The 17,368-nt window shown below is 70.0% G+C and carries 18 protein-coding genes; 10 read left to right on the plus strand and 8 right to left on the minus strand.

Annotated elements, in window-relative coordinates; all coding sequences use genetic code 11:
- Nucleotides 1-19 precede the first annotated feature (19 nt).
- Both AC1RIF_RS11995 and AC1RIF_RS12000 read left to right on the plus strand, forming a co-directional pair.
- Nucleotides 20-343: a hypothetical protein gene (locus tag AC1RIF_RS11995; protein ID WP_492601587.1), complete on the plus strand. Its 324-nt coding sequence runs from the start codon at nt 20-22 to the stop codon at nt 341-343.
- On the plus strand, nt 340-2,115 hold the full coding sequence (locus AC1RIF_RS12000) for an alpha/beta hydrolase (RefSeq protein WP_492601588.1): 1,776 nt from the start codon (nt 340-342) through the stop codon (nt 2,113-2,115). The genes AC1RIF_RS11995 and AC1RIF_RS12000 overlap by 4 nt, the downstream gene beginning before the upstream one ends.
- On the opposite strand, the gene AC1RIF_RS12005 is transcribed toward AC1RIF_RS12000, so the two are convergent.
- On the minus strand, nt 2,088-3,620 hold the full coding sequence (locus tag AC1RIF_RS12005) for a glycoside hydrolase family 183 protein (protein WP_492601589.1): 1,533 nt from the start codon (nt 3,618-3,620) through the stop codon (nt 2,088-2,090). The genes AC1RIF_RS12000 and AC1RIF_RS12005 overlap by 28 nt on opposite strands.
- A 162-nt stretch (nt 3,621-3,782) precedes the next feature.
- Here AC1RIF_RS12005 and AC1RIF_RS12010 point away from each other — a divergent pair, with 162 nt between their 5' ends.
- Nucleotides 3,783-4,316 (plus strand): hypothetical protein, encoded by a 534-nt coding sequence (locus AC1RIF_RS12010; protein WP_492601590.1) that lies wholly within the window; start codon nt 3,783-3,785, stop codon nt 4,314-4,316.
- Between the two features lie 4 nt (nt 4,317-4,320).
- Here AC1RIF_RS12010 and AC1RIF_RS12015 read toward each other — a convergent pair whose 3' ends face one another.
- Complete coding sequence (locus AC1RIF_RS12015) at nt 4,321-5,616, minus strand: MFS transporter (protein WP_492601591.1); 1,296 nt, start codon at nt 5,614-5,616, stop codon at nt 4,321-4,323.
- 9 nt (nt 5,617-5,625) lie between these two features.
- A complete protein-coding gene (locus AC1RIF_RS12020) occupies nt 5,626-6,573 on the minus strand; it encodes an NAD-dependent epimerase/dehydratase family protein (protein WP_492601592.1) in 948 nt (315 codons plus the stop codon).
- Nucleotides 6,574-6,714: 141 nt separating this feature from the next.
- On the opposite strand from AC1RIF_RS12020, the gene AC1RIF_RS12025 reads away from it, so the two are divergent.
- The 6 genes from AC1RIF_RS12025 to AC1RIF_RS12050 all read left to right on the plus strand — a co-directional run bounded on the left by AC1RIF_RS12025 (nt 6,715) and on the right by AC1RIF_RS12050 (nt 11,290).
- Nucleotides 6,715-7,407 (plus strand): TetR/AcrR family transcriptional regulator, encoded by a 693-nt coding sequence (locus AC1RIF_RS12025; RefSeq protein WP_492601593.1) that lies wholly within the window; start codon nt 6,715-6,717, stop codon nt 7,405-7,407.
- 125 nt (nt 7,408-7,532) lie between these two features.
- Entirely contained in the window at nt 7,533-7,862 is a 330-nt protein-coding gene (locus AC1RIF_RS12030; RefSeq protein WP_492601594.1) for a rhodanese-like domain-containing protein, read from the plus strand.
- Nucleotides 7,863-7,888: 26 nt separating this feature from the next.
- Nucleotides 7,889-8,161 carry a YgaP family membrane protein gene (locus AC1RIF_RS12035; protein WP_492601595.1) on the plus strand — a complete coding sequence of 91 codons (273 nt, stop codon included), beginning with the start codon at nt 7,889-7,891 and terminating at the stop codon, nt 8,159-8,161.
- Between the two features lie 53 nt (nt 8,162-8,214).
- On the plus strand, nt 8,215-8,820 hold the full coding sequence (locus AC1RIF_RS12040) for a YqgE/AlgH family protein (RefSeq protein WP_492601596.1): 606 nt from the start codon (nt 8,215-8,217) through the stop codon (nt 8,818-8,820).
- A gap of 364 nt (nt 8,821-9,184) precedes the next feature.
- On the plus strand, nt 9,185-10,483 hold the full coding sequence (locus AC1RIF_RS12045; protein ID WP_492601597.1) for an MFS transporter: 1,299 nt from the start codon (nt 9,185-9,187) through the stop codon (nt 10,481-10,483).
- 36 nt (nt 10,484-10,519) lie between these two features.
- Nucleotides 10,520-11,290 (plus strand): 1,6-dihydroxycyclohexa-2,4-diene-1-carboxylate dehydrogenase, encoded by a 771-nt coding sequence (locus AC1RIF_RS12050; RefSeq protein WP_492601598.1) that lies wholly within the window; start codon nt 10,520-10,522, stop codon nt 11,288-11,290.
- Nucleotides 11,291-11,358: 68 nt separating this feature from the next.
- Here the strand turns inward: AC1RIF_RS12050 and AC1RIF_RS12055 are convergent, their stop codons facing one another.
- From AC1RIF_RS12055 to AC1RIF_RS12065, 3 genes are all read right to left on the minus strand, one after another.
- A complete protein-coding gene (locus AC1RIF_RS12055; protein ID WP_492601599.1) occupies nt 11,359-12,336 on the minus strand; it encodes an alpha/beta hydrolase in 978 nt (325 codons plus the stop codon).
- A 68-nt stretch (nt 12,337-12,404) separates the two neighbouring features.
- Nucleotides 12,405-13,754 carry a glutamate decarboxylase gene (gene gad / locus AC1RIF_RS12060; protein WP_492601881.1) on the minus strand — a complete coding sequence of 450 codons (1,350 nt, stop codon included), beginning with the start codon at nt 13,752-13,754 and terminating at the stop codon, nt 12,405-12,407.
- Nucleotides 13,755-13,904: 150 nt separating this feature from the next.
- Nucleotides 13,905-14,891: a bile acid:sodium symporter family protein gene (locus AC1RIF_RS12065; protein ID WP_492601600.1), complete on the minus strand. Its 987-nt coding sequence runs from the start codon at nt 14,889-14,891 to the stop codon at nt 13,905-13,907.
- Nucleotides 14,892-14,975: 84 nt separating this feature from the next.
- Here AC1RIF_RS12065 and AC1RIF_RS12070 point away from each other — a divergent pair, with 84 nt between their 5' ends.
- Nucleotides 14,976-15,818, plus strand: coding sequence for a LysR substrate-binding domain-containing protein (locus AC1RIF_RS12070; RefSeq protein WP_492601601.1), 843 nt, complete (start codon nt 14,976-14,978; stop codon nt 15,816-15,818).
- A 12-nt stretch (nt 15,819-15,830) separates the two neighbouring features.
- Here AC1RIF_RS12070 and AC1RIF_RS12075 read toward each other — a convergent pair whose 3' ends face one another.
- Together AC1RIF_RS12075 and AC1RIF_RS12080 are read right to left on the minus strand one after the other, a co-directional pair.
- The gene (locus AC1RIF_RS12075; RefSeq protein ID WP_492601602.1) at nt 15,831-16,838 is read right to left on the minus strand and encodes a DUF1648 domain-containing protein; all 1,008 of its coding nucleotides are present in this window, start codon (nt 16,836-16,838) and stop codon (nt 15,831-15,833) included.
- 27 nt (nt 16,839-16,865) lie between these two features.
- Complete coding sequence (locus tag AC1RIF_RS12080) at nt 16,866-17,261, minus strand: SdpI family protein (protein ID WP_492601603.1); 396 nt, start codon at nt 17,259-17,261, stop codon at nt 16,866-16,868.
- Nucleotides 17,262-17,368: the final 107 nt, after the last annotated feature.

Raw genomic sequence — 17,368 nt, forward strand, 5'->3', positions numbered from 1 at the left:
TGCGGACTTGGGGGACGTCATGACGGAGATGTGGGTCGATCCGGGCAGGCTCGGCGACACGGCGGAGGCGGTGTCGGCGATCGGCGACGAGATCGCGCACCTGGACGCGGGTGCCGACGCAGCGTCGACCGGCACCGGGCTACCGGGATCGCGGACGGGCCGTGCATGCGAGGCGGGATCCCGGGAGGTGTCGGCCGTTCTGGCGATGGTGGGCGACCGACTGCACACCTGGTCGACGAGCGCGATGCGGGCCGCGGTCGGGTACGCGCGCGGCGATGCCGCCGTCGCGGCGACTCTGGCCGGAATCGGTTCGGGGCTGCCGGGACCGGGTGAGATCCGGTGACGGGTCCGACGGTCTCCCTGGCGGAGTCGTGGACGCCGACGGCGTTGCGGCGCCAGGGTGCGCAGTGGCGCGCGTGTGCCGATGTCGTCGGGGAGGGGCTCGACGCGTTCGTCCGGGCGGTGGACTCGATGCGTGACCACTTCGGCGGCATCGCGGCGGACGCCGCCCGGGCGGGAGCCGACGAGATAGGCACGCTCGGGGCCAGGACCGTCTCGGCGCTGCACGCAGCCGTCGATGCGGCGAATTCCGGTGCGGCGCAGCTGGACGCGGCGCGTGACGCCGTTCTCGGGGCCGTCGCCGCGGCCCGGGCGGAGGGATTCGAGGTGGCCGACGACGGCACCGTCGCGGTGGCGCCGGGGATGGTCCGCACCGCGCTGGGATCCGGCACGCGCGCGGCGACGGAAATGGCCGCCCTGGAGATCCGGGCTGGTGGGCACCGGGCCGAGATCCGCTCCGCACTGGGCGAACTGGGTGCGGCCGACGGCCGGGCGACGTCATTGATCACCGCGGCGTTCGCCCAGTTGCCCCGCGCCGGTGACCCGGGCACCGGATGGATCGGGGTGCAGGGGGCTCCGGTGCCGCCCCCGGGCGGTGCGAGTGCGGCGACCAATCGCGCGTGGTGGGACTCGCTCACGGCGGAGCAGCAGAAGACGTCGACCGCGACCGCGCCGGCGAGCGTCGGCAACCGGGACGGGCTACCGGCCGCGATGCGTCACCGGGCCAACGTCGAACGCCTGGCGGTGGAGCGGGCGGAGCTCGAGGCGACGCACCGAGAGTTGTCGGCGCGGGCGGCGAGCCCGAACGACTTCGAATCACTCTTCGCGCGAAAGCAACTCGTGGACGTGGCCGGAAGACTGGCCGATCTGGATGTGGTGCGGGCCGTTGTCGAACAGGATCCGGACCGGAGGCTGATGCTGTTGGAGGTACGCTCCGGCGAACAGGTACGCGCCGCCGTGGCGATCGGTGATCCCGATACCGCCGATCACATCGCGGTGTCCACACCGGGGCTGAATTCCACCGTGCGCGCGTCGCTCCGTTCGATGGCGGACGAGGCCGGAGCGCTGCAGTACGAGGCGCTGCTGCAGTTGCGCGCCACGCCCGGACGTGAGCAGGAGACGGTCGCGGCCATCGCCTGGGTGGGCTACGACGCGCCGCAGATGTCGGGGAGCATGGTCGACCGGATCGAGGGCGGACTGGCTGTGGCACTGGATGATCGAGCGCGCGCCGGAGCTCGGGACCTCGCCCGGTTCTACGACGGTCTCGGCGTCGCGCACACGGGCTCCGACCCGCACCTCACCGCCGTCGGGCACTCGTACGGTTCGGTCACGACGGGCCTGGCGCTGCGCGAACCGGGCTGTCACGCGGTGGACGACCTGGTGGTCTACGGCTCCCCCGGCCTGGTCGAGGTCCGCTCGCCGCTCGATCTAGGTCTCGCCCCGGGACATGCGTACGAGATGACGGCGGACGGCGACGTGATCGCACGTCTCAACCGGTTCGGGCCCGGACCGCTCGGAGGCGGACCGTACGCGACGGACGGGTTCACCCATCTCGAGACCGATGCCGCCACGACACCCGACGGTGTGGCGCGCGACGGGGCGTCCGGCCACAGCGAGTACCCGCGGACCGGTGGCAACGGCCGCCTGCGGACCAGCGGCTACAACCTCGCCGCGGTCGTCGCGGATCTGCCCGAGCGGGCCGTCACCACCTCGGGCGGTGCCGCCACGGGTCGCCCCGGCAGCGACGCTCAGTTCAACTCCGCCCGCATGAGGTAGACGTTGTAGCTGTCCCACTCCGACATCGTGAAGTACAGGTCGTCGGGGGTGGACCAGGGATGCATGAAGCCGCCGTACATCTTCGGGTACTCCGCGCTGTCGATCAGGGTTGCGCCGTCGGACCAGGTTCCCTGCGGACTCGTCGACTGCCGCAGGAGAATTCGTCCGTCGATCTGGTCGAGGTAGCTCATCAGCCACCGCTGCCGATCGGCGTCGTAGCGGACGGACAGTTCGCTCGCCGGGCCCGAGACGAGGGGTGTGGCGAGGTGCTCCACCACCGGCACCCAGTTGCCTGCCACCCAGTACTGGTACGCGCTGATGTTGAGTAGTTTGTCGACGGGCACGCGGGCGAGACCGATCGTGCCCATCCGTCCGTCGGGGGTGCCGAACATGTACACGTGGTCGCCCTGCGGAACCATCGCCGTCACCTGGAAGCGCCCCTGGCCGAAGATGTTGTCCCACTGGGCGTGTTGATCCTTTTTCCAAGTCTGGCCGTTGTCGTCGGAGTACGCGATGCCGCCGTGGTTCGTCTCCCACATGCCGGGGTCGCCCCAGCGTCGCACGGACATGTAGCTCAGGTACTGGCGGTCGCCGATCGCGAAGCCCGACGTGGGGATGGCGGTGGTCTCCCAGTTCGCGACGTGCCGGGCGTCGATGATCTCGGCGGCGTGGCAGCGACTGTCCTGCACCATGCGGTCGATCGTCATGCCGTCGGACAGATCGGTGTCGGTGCTGTGCCCGAGAACGCTGCTGCGCCAGTCCCGGCCGTTCGCCCCGGGCGGTTGCCAGTCGGCGCCGAACGTGTCTCCGAACGCCACGGCCACCTCGCCGGGACGGCTCTCCCACGTGATCCCCAGGTCGGTGCCGTCGACCTGCCACCGCTTGTCGGTGCGGTTCTCGGAGCCGCGCCCGGTCACCTGCGACACCAGGCTCACCGCGCCCACGGCCGGGGTACCGAGCGGGGCGGTGACCGGTCCGGGCTCGATCGTCCCGATGTCGAGCGGTGGTGCGGGCTGCGGGCCCGGGCCGGGTCCGCCCGGAACCGGAATCGGGACCGTCTCGGCTCGCGGCTGGATCTCCATGCGCGGCAGGGTGATCGAGCCCGAGCCCGAGCCCGAGCCCGAGTCCGAGCCCGAGCCCGAACCGGACCCCGAACCGGAACCGGACCCCGAACCGGGTGCGGCGTCCGGCCCGCCGGGATCGTCGGTCGCATCGGTGAGGTCCGGGCACGGGGCCAGGCAGGGGTCCGCGGGTAGGGGATCGGGCCCCACCCGCGTCCGATCGGGCGCCGGTCCCGGCACGGGCACCGGCACGAGTTCCGGGTACGGCAGCGGAACCCCGATGACGGGTGGGTCCGGCGGCGGTGGCGGGTCCGGGCGCTCCGCCGCCGGATCGAACCCCACTTCACCACACGAGTTGATGGGCAGGGGGCGTTCGCCGGCCGCGGGTTCCGCGAGCGCGGGAGCGGTGGTGAGCGCGAGGCCCGCGACCGTGACGGCGAGCATCGACGTCAGGCGTCTGATGATGGTTCACCCCTGGGCGATTGGTCCGAAACCGTTCACTACCTGGTGTTTCGAGGAAAGGTAGCACCGTTGCGTGGGGGTGTTCACCGACAATCCCGGTGACCGTGACGGAACCGTGTCGCGTCGGGGTGCGTCCACAGAGGTATGGGATCACTCGAGTACTGGTTCGGCACGGGGGACGGTCCGCCCACCACGTGGACCTCGGTGGCCGATCTCGACCTCGACGGCGACGGCGGGTTCGACGCGGTGCGTCTGGACTTCGACGGTGACGGCCTGTTCGACGACGCGATGTGGGACAGCGACAGCGACGGCGTCGCCGACCGTTCGGTGCTCGACGTCGGGGCGTCGGCCCGGTATTTCGCCGACCCCGCGCACAGTGGCGTCTGGGACCGGGAGGTCACGCAAGCCGCGCCTCCGGCACTCGCGCCGCAGTTTCCCGCACAGTCCGATCCGGCCGGGTGGCGGACCGTCGACCACGACGGTGACGGTGCGGCGGACGACGCGCTCGTCGACTTCGACGGCGACGGTGAACCCGATGTCGTACTGGTCTCGACGCGGGACCCGGCGCGGTACGACACGGTGCTGGTCGCCGAGGAGGAACGGGGCCGGATGTCGGTGCAGCTCGCGGACACCGACGGCGACGGCCGGGTGGATATCGTCCGGCGGGACGTGCGGTGACCGGTCAGTTGCGGGTGCGCCCCGCGTTGAACGCGATCCCGACCAGTCCCAGCGCGTAGACGCCACCGGCCGCGAGGACCGGTCCCAGCGAGCGCCCGTCCGGGGCGACCGCAGTGGCCGCGGCGGCCACGGCGGCGCAGAAGGCGATGTTGAAGACGGTGTCCTGCAGCGCGAACACCTGGCCGCGCCGGTCGTCGTCGATCTCGATCTGCATCGCGGCGTCGCCGGTGAGCTTGACCGTCTGCCCGGCGAACCCGAGCAGGAATGCGCCGACCAGCAGCAGCGGTTGCGACAGTGTCGTGATCAGCGTGAACTGCACGACGGTCGCGAACACGAGTGCGACGGTCACGGTGCGGGGGCGTCCGAGGCGGGGAATCAGCCAGGGGGTGGCGAGGGCAGCGAGCAGCATGCCGGCCGCGGTCGCCCCGACGGCGACACCGAATCCGGCCAGTCCCCCGGGCAGCGCGCCGTCCGCCGTGGGGTCGCGCAGGATCAGCACCATCACGAGGGTGTTCACGCCGAAGGCGATGCGGTGGGCACCGATTCCGATCATCGCGGTGGTGACCCCGGGCGCCTGCCACACCGCGGTCGCGCCGGTGCGCAGTCCGGACAGGACCGCGGTGATCGTGCCTCGCGCCGTGGTGACACCGTCCAGGGGGCCCAGCGCGCGACGGCCGAATCCGCTCACCGCCCACGCGCCGATCACGGATCCGAGCGCCCCGACCGCCACCGCGACACCGGAGCCCAGATCGCCCTCGCCGATCGCGGCGATGACGGCTACCGCCGTTCCGGCGCCGACCGCCGAGAACACCGATCCTGCCGTGGCGAGCACCGAATTGGTTGGTACCAGCCAACTTTGCCGCACCACGTGGGGCAGTGCTGCGGAGACACCGGCGAGAACGAACCGGCTGACGCCGATCGCGGCGAGCGCCATGAGCAACAGTGGTGTCTCCCCCGCGCCCGCGAGGAGCAGTGCCGAGATGAGCAGGATCAGGCTGCCCCGCAGCAGATTCGCCCACAGCAGTACCGCGCGTCGGTCCCAGCGGTCCAGCAGTGCGCCCGCGAACGGGCCGATCACCGAGTACGGCAGCAGCAGGACCGCGAAGCCTGCGGCGATCGCGAGTGGTTCGGTCTCGCGTTCGGGGTTGAAGAGGATGGCCCCGCCGAGTGCCGCCTGGAAGAGTCCGTCGCCGAACTGGCTCGCGAACCGGACCGTCGTGAGGCGGGCCAGGCCGGGCGAGTGGCGCAGGGTCGTGGCGGCGGCCGCCCACGACCCACGAATCGAACTCCATCTGCGCACACGGCGACCCTATCGGGCGGCCGGTGTCGCCATTTCGCTCCGCCACCATCGCACCGTCGCGGCCGCGGCGTCGTCGAGTGCGGTCGGCGCCAGCCCCAGGAGTTGCTCGCTGCGATGCGAGTCCATCACGAACGGCGCCTCGAACTGATACAGCATCTCCGCGAGTTCCCGGGTGGGCCGGTGCACCGCCCCGACCGTGCGCAGTGCCCATCCGGGCAGCGTGCCCACCGTGGGTGTCGGCACGTGCGCGGCCTTCGCGAACGCCTCCACCAGCTGCCGCTGGGTCACCGCCGGTGCGGTGGGCGCGTGCAGCACGCTGTTCCACCGGTCCGGATCGTGCGCGGCGGCGATCATCGCGGCCGCCAGGTCGGGTACATAGGTGAACGAGTGGACGACGTCGGCGCGTCCCAACACCCGGATCGTCTTCCCGTTCAGCACGTGCGGCACCATCCGCTCGCCGGCGTGCGCGTTCAGGACGTGTGGGCCGAAGAAGTCGGACGCGACGACGCTGACCGTCGGCGTCCGGTGCGCCGAGCGGGCCGCGAGCAGACGCGTGCGGACACCCAGCTTGCCGGTCGTCGCGTCGCGCGGGCCGTCCTCCGTCATCGGTCCGTCCGGGCGGCCGTACGAGTACAGGCTCTCCGGGAACACCACCACCGCGCCGATCCGTTCGGCGGCGTCGAGCACCACCTGTTCGGCGGCGGGCAGCTCGCGTTCCCAGGCGCGGGCGTCGTAGGCGGAGCCGTGGATGCAGTGGAAGACGGCGGTGGCGCCTTGCAGTGCCGGCGCCAGGGCGGCGGGATCGGAGACGTCCACCTTCAGTCGCTCGATCCGCGGATGATCGGGTCCGCTGCCCGAGCGGGTCAGGACGCGGACGTCGTGGCCGGCGTCGGCCAGTTGCTCGGCGACGGTCCAGCCGACGGGGCCTGCGCCGGTCACTACCTGCAGATTCGACATCTCATGCTCACTTTCTCGACGAGGGATTCGGAAACGAGAGCACTGCTCTCGAGTTCTACGATGCACCTCGGGTCGGCCACGTGTCAAGAGCAGTGCTCTCTTTTGTTGACAGTGCTCTCGTTTCTCGGGCAGGGTGGGTGCATGACCGTCACCCCCCGCGAACGCGCCCGCGAGCAGACGCTCGCCGAGATCACCCGCATCGGGCGGGATCACCTGGCGACACACGGCGCCGCCGCGTTGTCGCTGCGCGCCGTCGCGCGCGATCTGGGCGTCGTCTCGTCGGCGGTGTACCGGTACGTCGCGAGCCGGGACGAGCTGCTCACGCTGCTCGTGATCGACGGCTACAGCGAGCTCGGAGCCGAGGTGGACGCCGCCGTCGACGCGCTCCCGGCCGACGACCATCGCGGCCGGCTGCACGCCCTCGCCCACGCGGTGCGCGCGTGGGCGGTCCGGGAACCCGCCCGCTACGCGCTGCTGTTCGGCAGTCCGGTCCCCGGCTACCACGCACCGGCCGAGCGCACGACCGGACCGGGCACCCGGGTGATCGTCGCGCTGGTCGGCATCGTCGAGGACGCGCACCGCGCGGGGGTGCTGTCGGTGCCGGCGTCGCAGGTCGATCCGGCGCTGTCCGTGGACCTCGACCGCATCCGTATGGAGATGGGCCTGACCGTGCCCGACGAGGTGCTGGCCCGTGGTGTCATGGCCTGGGCGGCGTTGTTCGGTGCGGTGAACTTCGAGGTGTTCGGTCAGTACGGTGCCGACACGTTCGCGGATCCGGCCGCGCTGTTCGAGCATCACCTGACGGTGCTGGACCGGATCCTGGGGTTGGACTGAGCCGTCGGAGCGTGGCCGACGACACGTCGACGTCATACCCCTAGGGGTATAAAGTCGCGGGTGGAGAAAGGATCCCCCCAGGGGGTCTGGAGAGAGCGGGCAGGGTGGCCCTAGGGTCGGATGTCGTGGGCATCTTCAGAAAGTCGTACGGAACGGTCGACGCGAGCAGGGCACAGACCCTCGTCGAGGAGGGCGCGGTCCTGCTGGACGTGCGATCGCGTCCGGAGTGGGACACCGGCCACGTGCCGGGTGCCACCCATCTGCCGCTGCACGAGGTGATCGACCACGGCATCGATGTGGTCGCGGGTCGGCCCGTCGTCGTGATCTGCCGCTCCGGCGGACGATCGGCGAACGCGGCGCGTCAGCTGTCCCGGCTGGGCGCCGAGACCTACCTGGTGCGCGGCGGGATCGACGCTTGGCGCCGCGCCGGCCTCGCGATCACCACTCCGGACTGATCACGCCACACGAGGAGTACACGAACATGGCACTGCCGAAGCATTCCGGTTGGACCGTCGAGCGCATCGTCCCGCTGCTCGGCGGGTCCGTGGTGGGCACGAGCCTGCTGCTCGGCCGCAAGCACTCGCCCAAGTGGCGTGGCCTGACGGCGTTCGCATCCGCGAACCTGGTCCTCTACGGCATCGTCGGCTGGTGCCCGATGAGCCTGCTGCTGCAGAAGCTCGGCGTTCCCCGCACGGGAACCTGCGCGGTTCCCGCACCCGCACCCGACGCGAAGCCCGCACCCGACGCGGCGTAATCCGTTCGCGTTCGAATCTCCCGTCCGGGGCCCGTCGATGAGATGATGACCCGGTGGCGCAGTCGGAGGAACCTGAGGACCGCACGGCCCCGGCACAGCCGGGGGTGCGGCCGGGCAGCCTGCTGGTGTCGTCGACGGACCTCACCGAGCCGACGTTCCGGCGGACCGTCGTCTACGTGATCGAACACAACGACGCCGGCAGCCTCGGTGTCGTCCTCAACCGGCCCAGCGACGCCTCCGTGCAGGAGGTGCTGCCGCAGTGGGCCCCGCTCGCCGCCAAGCCGCAGGCGCTGTACATCGGCGGCCCGGTCACCCGGGACGCCGCGCTGTGCCTGGCGACCCTGCGCACGGGCGCCGACATCACCGGCATCGCGGGACTGCGCCGGATCGACGGCCGGGTGATGATGGTCGACCTCGACGCCGACCCCGAGCCCATCGCCCCGGTGGTCGAGGGGCTGCGGATCTTCGCCGGCTATGCCGGCTGGACGCTCGGACAGCTCGACGCCGAGATCGAACACGACGACTGGATCGTGTTGTCGGCCTTGGCCTCCGACGTGATCAGCCCGCCGCGCGCCGACGTCTGGGGGCAGGCGCTGCGGCGGCAGCCGCTCCCCCTCGCGCTGCTCGCGACGCACCCGATCGACGTCGAACTGAACTGACGCCGCTGCCGCGCGGTCCCCGAACGATTCCCGAACGATTCCCGAACGATTTACGGCGGATGCCGGTCCGGTACCGAAACCTCAGGGCCGGAAGGACTTCCGTGCCATCGGCGGCTCATGCGCCGCCGGCGCCCACCGCGTCGCGCCGCACCTCGGGCTCCCCTCCGGCGATTGATCCGTCCCCTTTGCCCCTTTGCCTGATGTCGTGTGCTGTGTCACTATTTCTCTCTGTACGAAGAACGGGCAATATGTACGCAGTGCGTACACGCGAGAGGTAGGCATGAGTACTCCCGAAACACGGTCCGACACGCGGAGGGGGACCGCGCCGACCCATACGATTTCCCAGGCGATCGACAGTCGCGGTTTGAGCGCCTTCCAGTGGAAGGTGCTGGTCCTCTGTTTCCTCGTCGCTCTGTTCGACGGATTCGACACGCAGGCAGTCGCTTTCACCGGTCCTGCGATGATCGACGCGTTGGGTATGAGCACCGGAAGTCTGGCTCCGCTACTGACCGCCGGCACGATCGGCATGGCCATCGGTGCCATGACGCTGGGACTGCTGGGTGACCGCTTCGGCCGTAAGCCCGCGCTGCTCGGCGCGATCGCGCTGTTCGGCGCCGCGAGTCTCGCGACCGCGTTCGCTCAGACTCCGGAACAGATCTTCGTGCTCCGCGTCATCGCCGGTCTCGGCATGGGTGGTGCGACGCCGGTGCTGCTGGCGCTGGCCGCCGAATACGGACCGTCGCGGCTGCGCGGTGCGATCACGACGGGTGTGTTGCTGGCGCTGCCCGCCGGCGCGATGTCCGGCGGCATCCTCGCCGCCGAGATGCTGCCCAGCATGGGCTGGGAGGGCATCTACGCGGTCGGCGGCATCGTTCCGCTCGTGCTGATCGTCGTGCTGTACTTCCTGCTTCCCGAGTCGATGCAGTACCTCGCGACCCGAGGGAAGGCCGGCGACGACGAGAGGATCGCGTCGACGCTCCGCCGCATCCTGGGCCGTGACGTCCGCCCCGGCGAGTTCGCTGCCGACTCCACCCCGACACCCGAGAAGAAGGCGCGAGTGGCCGCGCTGTTCGCCGCTGGGTATGCGCGCAACACCGTGGCAGTCTGGGGTACCTACCTGTTCAACTGGATCGCGTGGTTCATGCTGCTCTCCTGGCTGCCGACCGTGCTGCGTGAGGCCGGCCTGGCCAAGGATTCGGCCCCGATGGGCTCCGTCACGGTGAACGCGGCGTTCATCGCCTTCGCGATCCCGCTCGCCTACTTCCTGCCCAAGCTCGACACCGGCAAGATCCTCATGTTCATGTTCGGCTGCGGCATCGTGACCGCCGTCGGACTCGGTCTGGCGATCGGCGGCGGGCAGTGGCCGCTGGTGTTCGCGCTCATCGCCACCGCCGGATTCGGTATCGGCGGACAGCAACTCGCGCTCAACTACCTCGTCGTGTCCGCCTACCCGTCGGCGCTACGGGCGACGGCGACCGGCTGGGCCATCGGCATCGGGCGTGTCGGCGCCATCATCGGCTCGGCAATCGGTGGTGTCTTCCTGAACTGGGGCGGCGTCAACGGGTTCTTCTTCGCCCTCGTCGTCCCGCTGGTCGTCGCCACCTGCTGTGTGCTCGTCCTGCGCCGGTCCTCGCGGACCGAGACCGAGCCCGCCGCGGCCTGAGCCGCCACGATCGACAGTCACAGGAAGGTGCAGGGAATGCGTTTCGAGGGCAAGACCGTCGTCGTCACCGGGGCGGCGCAGGGCATCGGCAAGCGGGTGGCCGAGCGGTGCGCGGCCGAGGGTGCGGCACTGTTTCTGATCGACAGATCCGAACTGGTGAAGGAGGTTTCGGAGGAGCTGAGCGCTTCCGCGACGGTCGGGTGGGCACTCGCCGACATGGAGGACTTCGACCAGTGCGCCGCAGCGATCGACGCGGCCGCAGAACGGTTCGGTCGGATCGACGTGCTGGTCAACAATGTCGGCGGCACGATCTGGGCGCAGCCGTTCGAGGAGTACACGGCGGCACAGATCACCGCTGAGGTGCAGCGGTCGCTGTTCCCGACGCTGTGGGGATGCCGCGCCGTGCTGCCGCACCTGCAGCGCCAGGGATCCGGAGCGATCGTCAACGTGTCGTCGATCGCGACCCGCGGCGTCAACCGCGTGCCGTACGGCGCCGCGAAGGGCGGAGTCAACGCGCTGACGGCGTGTCTCGCGCTCGAGGTGGCGCCCGCTCCGATCCGCGTCAACGCGGTCGCGGTCGGCGGAACCGAGGCACCCGTCCGCCGGATCCCCCGCAACACCGAGCAGCAGAGCGAGCAGGACCGCATCTGGTACCAGCAGATCGTCGACCAGACCGTCGACAGCAGTCTGATGAAGAGGTACGGGACGTTGGAGGAGATGTCGTCGGCGATCCTGTTCCTCGCCTCGGACGACGCGTCCTACATCACCGGCGTGACGTTGCCGGTCGGTGGCGGCGACCTGGGCTGACCACGCGGCTTCCCTGAACGGGAGTTCACGGCACGATCTCGAACGGGATCCGCGTCGTGAACTCCCGTTCAGGGTCGGTCGGACAGCGCCTTTCGCAACGCCGCGATCGCCAGTTCGCGCGCGACGACGGTGGCCCGGCAGTCGCGGAGGCTGTCGAGCATGAGGAAGTCGTGGACCATGCCGCCCACCCGGACAGCGGTGACGTCCACACCGGCCGCGCGCAGTTTCGCGGCGTACGCCTCGCCCTCGTCGCGCAGGACGTCGGCCTCGTCGGTGATCACCAGTGTCGTCGGCAGCGCGGCGAGCCGCTCCTCGGACGCACGCAGGGGTGACGCGTACACGTCCCCTCGCTGCTCCGGGTCCGGAATGTACTGGTCCCAGAACCACTGCATGCCGTCGCGGGTCAGGTAGTAACCGTCGGCGAACTGCAGGTACGACGCCGTCCCGAAGTTCGCGTCGGTCACCGGGTACAGCAGCACCTGCGCGCGCAGGTCCACGTCGCCACGTTCGGCCGCCATGAGCGCCAGCACCGTCGCCATGTTGCCACCCACCGAGTCCCCGCACACCGCGAGGCGGGACGTGTCGAGGTCGTGTTCGCGGCCCTGCCCCGCGACCCACCGGGCGACCGCATAGTTCTGCTCGATCTGGGTGGGGTACTTGGCCTCCGGCGCCCGGTCGTACACGGGGAAGACGACGGCGACGCCCGCGCCGACCGCGAGTTCGCGCACCAGGCGGTCGTGGGTGTTCTCGTCGCCGAACACCCAGCCGGCGCCGTGGATGTAGATCAGGACGGGCGGGTCACCGGACGCGTCGACGGGACGCACGATGCGGGTCCGCACCGTTCCGTGTGGACCCGCATCGACATCCACCCACTGTTCCTCGACGAGCGGTCTCGGTACGTCGCCCCCGGCCTGCAGGTCGGCGAGGATCTTGCGGCCCTGCTCGGGCGGGACCTCGTAGATCCGCGGATGGGGTGCCGTCGCGTCGGCGAGTTCCTTTGCAGCACTCTCCAGTACGGGGTCGGGCGGATCGGGCAGTGCGGACATCGCGGGCTCCTTCGCGTCGACCATCCCGCGCCGGATACCCCGGCCGGTTGCACGGCAAACCCCGAGGATCAGTGCGCGAAGTGCCGCGCCTTCGAGTGGATCGCGACGTCCTCCTGCCGCAGGTAGTCGAGCACCGTGCGGATGTCGTCGAACAGCAGACGGGCGAGGTCGGCGCTGAAGCCCTCACGGACGACGATGCGCAGCACCGCGACGTCGGTGGCGTCGGCGGGCATCGTGTAGGCGGGCACCTGCCAGCCGCGGGCGCGGAGTTCGTGGGAGACGTCGAACACCGTGAAGCGTTGCTCGCCGGTGAGTTCGAACGCGAGGACCGGGATGGCCGATCCGTCGCTGATGATGCGGAAATCGCCCTGTTCGGCGAGTTGGCCGCTCAACCACATCGCGGTGCCGCGCAACGATTTCATGATGTTGCGATAGCCGGAGCGTCCCAGGCGGAGGAAGTTGTAGTACTGGCCCACGATCTGGTTTCCGGGTCGTGAGAAGTTGAGGGTGAAGGTGGGCATGTCGCCGCCGAGGTAGTTCACGCGGAACACCAGTTCCTCGGGTAGGTGATCGCCGTCGCGCCACACCACGAACCCGATACCCGGGTAGGTCAGGCCGAACTTGTGGCCGCTCACGTTGATCGAGACGACCCGCGGAATTCGGAAGTCCCACTCCAGTTCCGGGTTGAGGAACGGGGTGACGAAGCCGCCGCTGGCCGCGTCGACGTGCAGCGGGACATCGGGCCCGCCGCCGGCCGCGACGGCGTCGAGCGCCTCCGCGATCTCCTTCACCGGTTCCAGTTCGCCGGTGTAGGTGGTGCCGAAGATCGCGACGACGCCGATGGTGTTCTCGTCCACGGCGGCCGTCACCTGCTCGGGGGTGATCACGTACCGCCCGGGTTCCATCGGCAGGTACACCGGTTCGACGTCGAAGTAGCGGCAGAACTTCTCCCACACCACCTGGACGTTGCTGCCCATCACCAGGCTCGGCCGGGACGCGTCGAGGCCGGCCTTCTCGCGTGCCTGGCGCCACCGCCACTTCATTGCCAGCCCGCCGAGCATGACGGCCTCGCTCGACCCGATCGTCGAGACGCCCGTGGCCGACGTCGGATCGTCGTCGACCAGGTCGGGGGCGTTGAACAGGGCGGCGACCATGTTGACGCAGCGCTGCTCGATCGCCGACGTCGCCGGGTACTCGTCCTTGTCGATGAGGTTCTTGTCGAACGTCTCCGCCATCAGGGTGCCGGCCTCGGGGTCCATCCACGTCGTCACGAAGGTCGCGAGGTTGAGGCGGGAACTGCCGTCGAGCATCAATTCGTCGTGGATGAACCGGTAGGCGGCGCGCGGATCCATGTCGTCCTCGGGTAGCCGCAGCGCGGGAACGGGATTCGTCGCGATGCGGCCCGTGTAGGCGGGCATGATGACGTCGCGGGACTTGTGATGATGATGGTGGTGGTGATGGTTGTTGCTCACGCTCGCCTCCGATAGGACTGCGGCTAGCTCGGACACACCTGGCCTGCACCCATTGAACCCCAGGAGTGACGCCGGTGTGCGCGAACGCGAGTGCGGTCAGGTGGTGACCGGGTCCGGATCCGTCCGTTTCGCGTAGCGCTGCGCGAGTGCGGCACACACGATCAGCTGGATCTGATGGAAGATCATCAGCGGCAGCACGATCAGGCCCACGGGCTGGCCGGCGAACAGCACCGACGCCATCGGCAGGCCGGTCGCGAGGCTCTTCTTCGAGCCGCAGAAGATGATGACGATCCGGTCGGGCAGCGAGAACCCGAGCTTCTTGCCGGCGAACGCGGTGATGCCGAGGACGGCGGCCAGGATGCCGCAGCACACCGCGACCACGGCGGCGACCTCGAGCACCGTCACGGTGCTCCAGACGTGCTCGTTCATCGACTCGCTGAACGCCGAGAACACGACGAGCAGGATCGACCCGCGGTCGACGAGCTTGGTCGGTTCCGCGTACCTCTTCAGCCAGTCGATGACGAGCGGGCGGATGAGCTGGCCGATCATGAACGGCAGCAGCAACTGCAGCACGATGTCGAGCACCGACGAGAAGTCGACCGTCGCCTCGCCGGTGGTGTTCATCAGCAGGATCACCAGCAGCGGCGTGACGAACACGCCCAGCAGGTTGGAGAACGACGCACTCACGATCGCGCCCGCGACGTTGCCGCGCGCGATCGAGGTGAACGCGATCGACGACTGCACCGTCGACGGCACCAGGCACAGGTACAGGATGCCGGTGTACATCTCGTCGGTGATGACGGTCGGCACCAGGATCCGCAGCGCCAGGCCGATGAGCGGGAACAGCACGAACGTCGATGCGAACACCACGGAGTGCAGGCGCCAGTGTTTGAGGCCCTGCAGCGCCTCGGCCGGTGACAGTCGCGCGCCGTAGAGCAGGAACAGGAAGCCGATCGCGATCTTGGTGGCCCAGTCGAGGAGGGTCTGTCCGCTGCCGGATACGGGGAACAGGCTGCCGAGGATCGCCACCGTGACGATGGCCAGGATGAATCCATCGATGTAGAACCTGCTCAGAAACTTCACCGGTCAACGGTATCTGCCCCGGATTTGATCATGAAAGCCGTTCAACCCGTTAACTGTGATCACGTTTCGTGATAAGCAGGACGGATGTTCGATCCGGTACTCCTCAGGACGTTCCTCGCCGTCGAGCAGACGGGTGGTTTCACCGCCGCCGCCCGGCAGTTGGGGCTGCGGCAGTCGACGGTGAGCGGGCACATCGCGCGGCTCGAGAAGGCTGCCGGACGCCACCTCCTCAGCCGCGACACCCACACCGTCGAGCTCACCGCGGACGGAACGGCGATGGTGGGCTTCGCACGCTCGATACTCGACGCCCAGGACCGCGCCGGCCGCTACTTCGCGGGCTCGACGCTCACCGGACGGCTGCGGTTCGGGGCGGCCGAGGATCTGGTCGCCAAGGGACTGCCGCAGATTCTGCGGGACTTCCGGCGTACCCACCCGCTCGTCGACCTGCAGCTCACCGTCGGCCTCAGCCGCACCGTGCACGCGCAGTTGCGGGCCGGCGACCTCGATCTCGCATTCGTCATGCGACGCCCCGGCGAGACACACGGCGACCTGGTGTGGCGCGACCGGCTGGTGTGGGGCGGGACGGCCGAAGCGGAGTGGGATCCGACGACGCCTGTGCCGCTCGTCGCGTATCCGCCGCCGAGCATCACCCGGGCGTGCGCGCTCGGCGCCCTCGAGGCGGCGCGGCTGCCGAGTCGGATCACGTGCCTGGCGAACAGCCGCGCCGGGCTGCGGGCCGCCGTCCTGGCCGGGCTCGGATTCATCGTGCACGCGCAGTCGCTGCTGCCGACCGAGCTGCGGCCCGTCGGCGAGAGCCTGGGCCTGCCGGACCCGGGCGACGTCGAGTTCGTGCTGCTGGGTCGCGCGAGCACGCCCAGCGAGCCCGAGGCGGCACTCATGGAGGCGATCCGGGCTTCGGCGTTGTGACCCTCGAAACCTTCAGGATCGTGCGAATCGCCGATCGGCCAGCGTGTTGAGAGCGCCGGCGATCTCCTCCGCCTTCGGGGTGGTGACGGTGAGCCGGTGCCCGCCCGCGAAGCTCACCACGACGGCCGGTCCGGTCCGGGTGACGACGCCGTAGTTGCCGCGGCCCTTCGTCTTGAGCCCCCAACCGCCGAAGTCCTGGAACGGCCGGATCTCGTCGACGCGGGCGCCGAGAACCTCGTCGGTCCCGTACTCGATCGCCGACATCCCCAGGTTCTGCACGCGGATGCTGTCGCCGTCGACGACGACGCGGAACTGCAGGAGCGTGACCAGCAGCAGCACCGCGGGCAGGAACAGGGCGAGGGGCCACCAGGCCCCGGCCAGGTAGGACACCCCGACCGCGGGCGCGGCAACCACCAGCGCGACCCCGGCGAGCCCGCCCGCGCTCATGCCGACCTGGTCGGTGATCGGGAGCTCGACGGCGCCGCGGGGCAGGCCCGCGGCGGGAGGCTCGAGGGCGACGGTGCGGACGCGGTGGTCCCGCAGCAACGACGCGCCGAGCAACCCGACGACCGCGCCGAGGGCGGCCCCCACACCGATCGGGGTCGTGGGCAGCGGGGTGTCGACTACCGACGTCGCGTCGAGTTGACCGACGATCATCGCGACCTCGACGGCGAGGATGACGCCGACGACGACGAGCCCCACCAACAGCATCATCCGGCGCATGATCAGTTGCGCCTGTGCGAGCGCCGCGATCGCGCAGCAGCCGCCACCGACGAGCAGCAGGATCACGGCTACCATCCACGCGCTCGACGTGGGGTTCATGAAGCCGTCGGGCGTGCCACCGTCGCCGGACCAGTGGGTGGCAATCTGCTCCGGCAGGCGGGGCTCGAGGATGTATGTCAGCACGATGCCCGCGGCGGCGGCCAGCACGGGGACGCCGATACCGAAGACGGCACCGGCCGGATCGATCGTGCGGGCCGGCGCGGGTGGCGGGAAGGAGTCCGGTGTGGGTGTGGTCACACACCGGATTCAATCAGGCCGGGCGGATCAGGCCGGTTCGCACGCGCCCCTGAGGCTGCAGGCGCCGCAGGACGTGCCGCAACCGCTGGTGTCGGGCATCGCGCCCGCGGCCTTGGAGCCGAGCGCGCCACCGGCTGCGACGGTGAACAGGGCCCCGGCGATCACGACGATCGTCGCGATCACGCCGGCGACGGTGGGCAGGATCAGGACGGCGAGGCCGCCGATGGCCAACACGCTGGCACCGCCGAGCATGCTGGGGGCCGCGACCTTGTTGGCCAGGGCGAACGTCTCGTCGTCGCGCAGCGACTGGGGGGTGCGGACACCGGCCCAGCGGTTGCGCGTCAGGCGGCCGGTGAGTGCAGCGATGCCCAGACCGGCGAGGGCGAGAGCGGCGACGAACAGCACGAGCGCAACGATGACCACGCCTACACGATACGACCCGGGCGCGCGGGCTGGTGTTGCTGGGTGTTCGGGGCGACCGCCGACGCTTTACCCTGGTTGACGGAATTCCCGTCATCCAAGTAGATAGC

The organism is Prescottella sp. GW823-FHT02E09 (assembly GCF_058797375.1).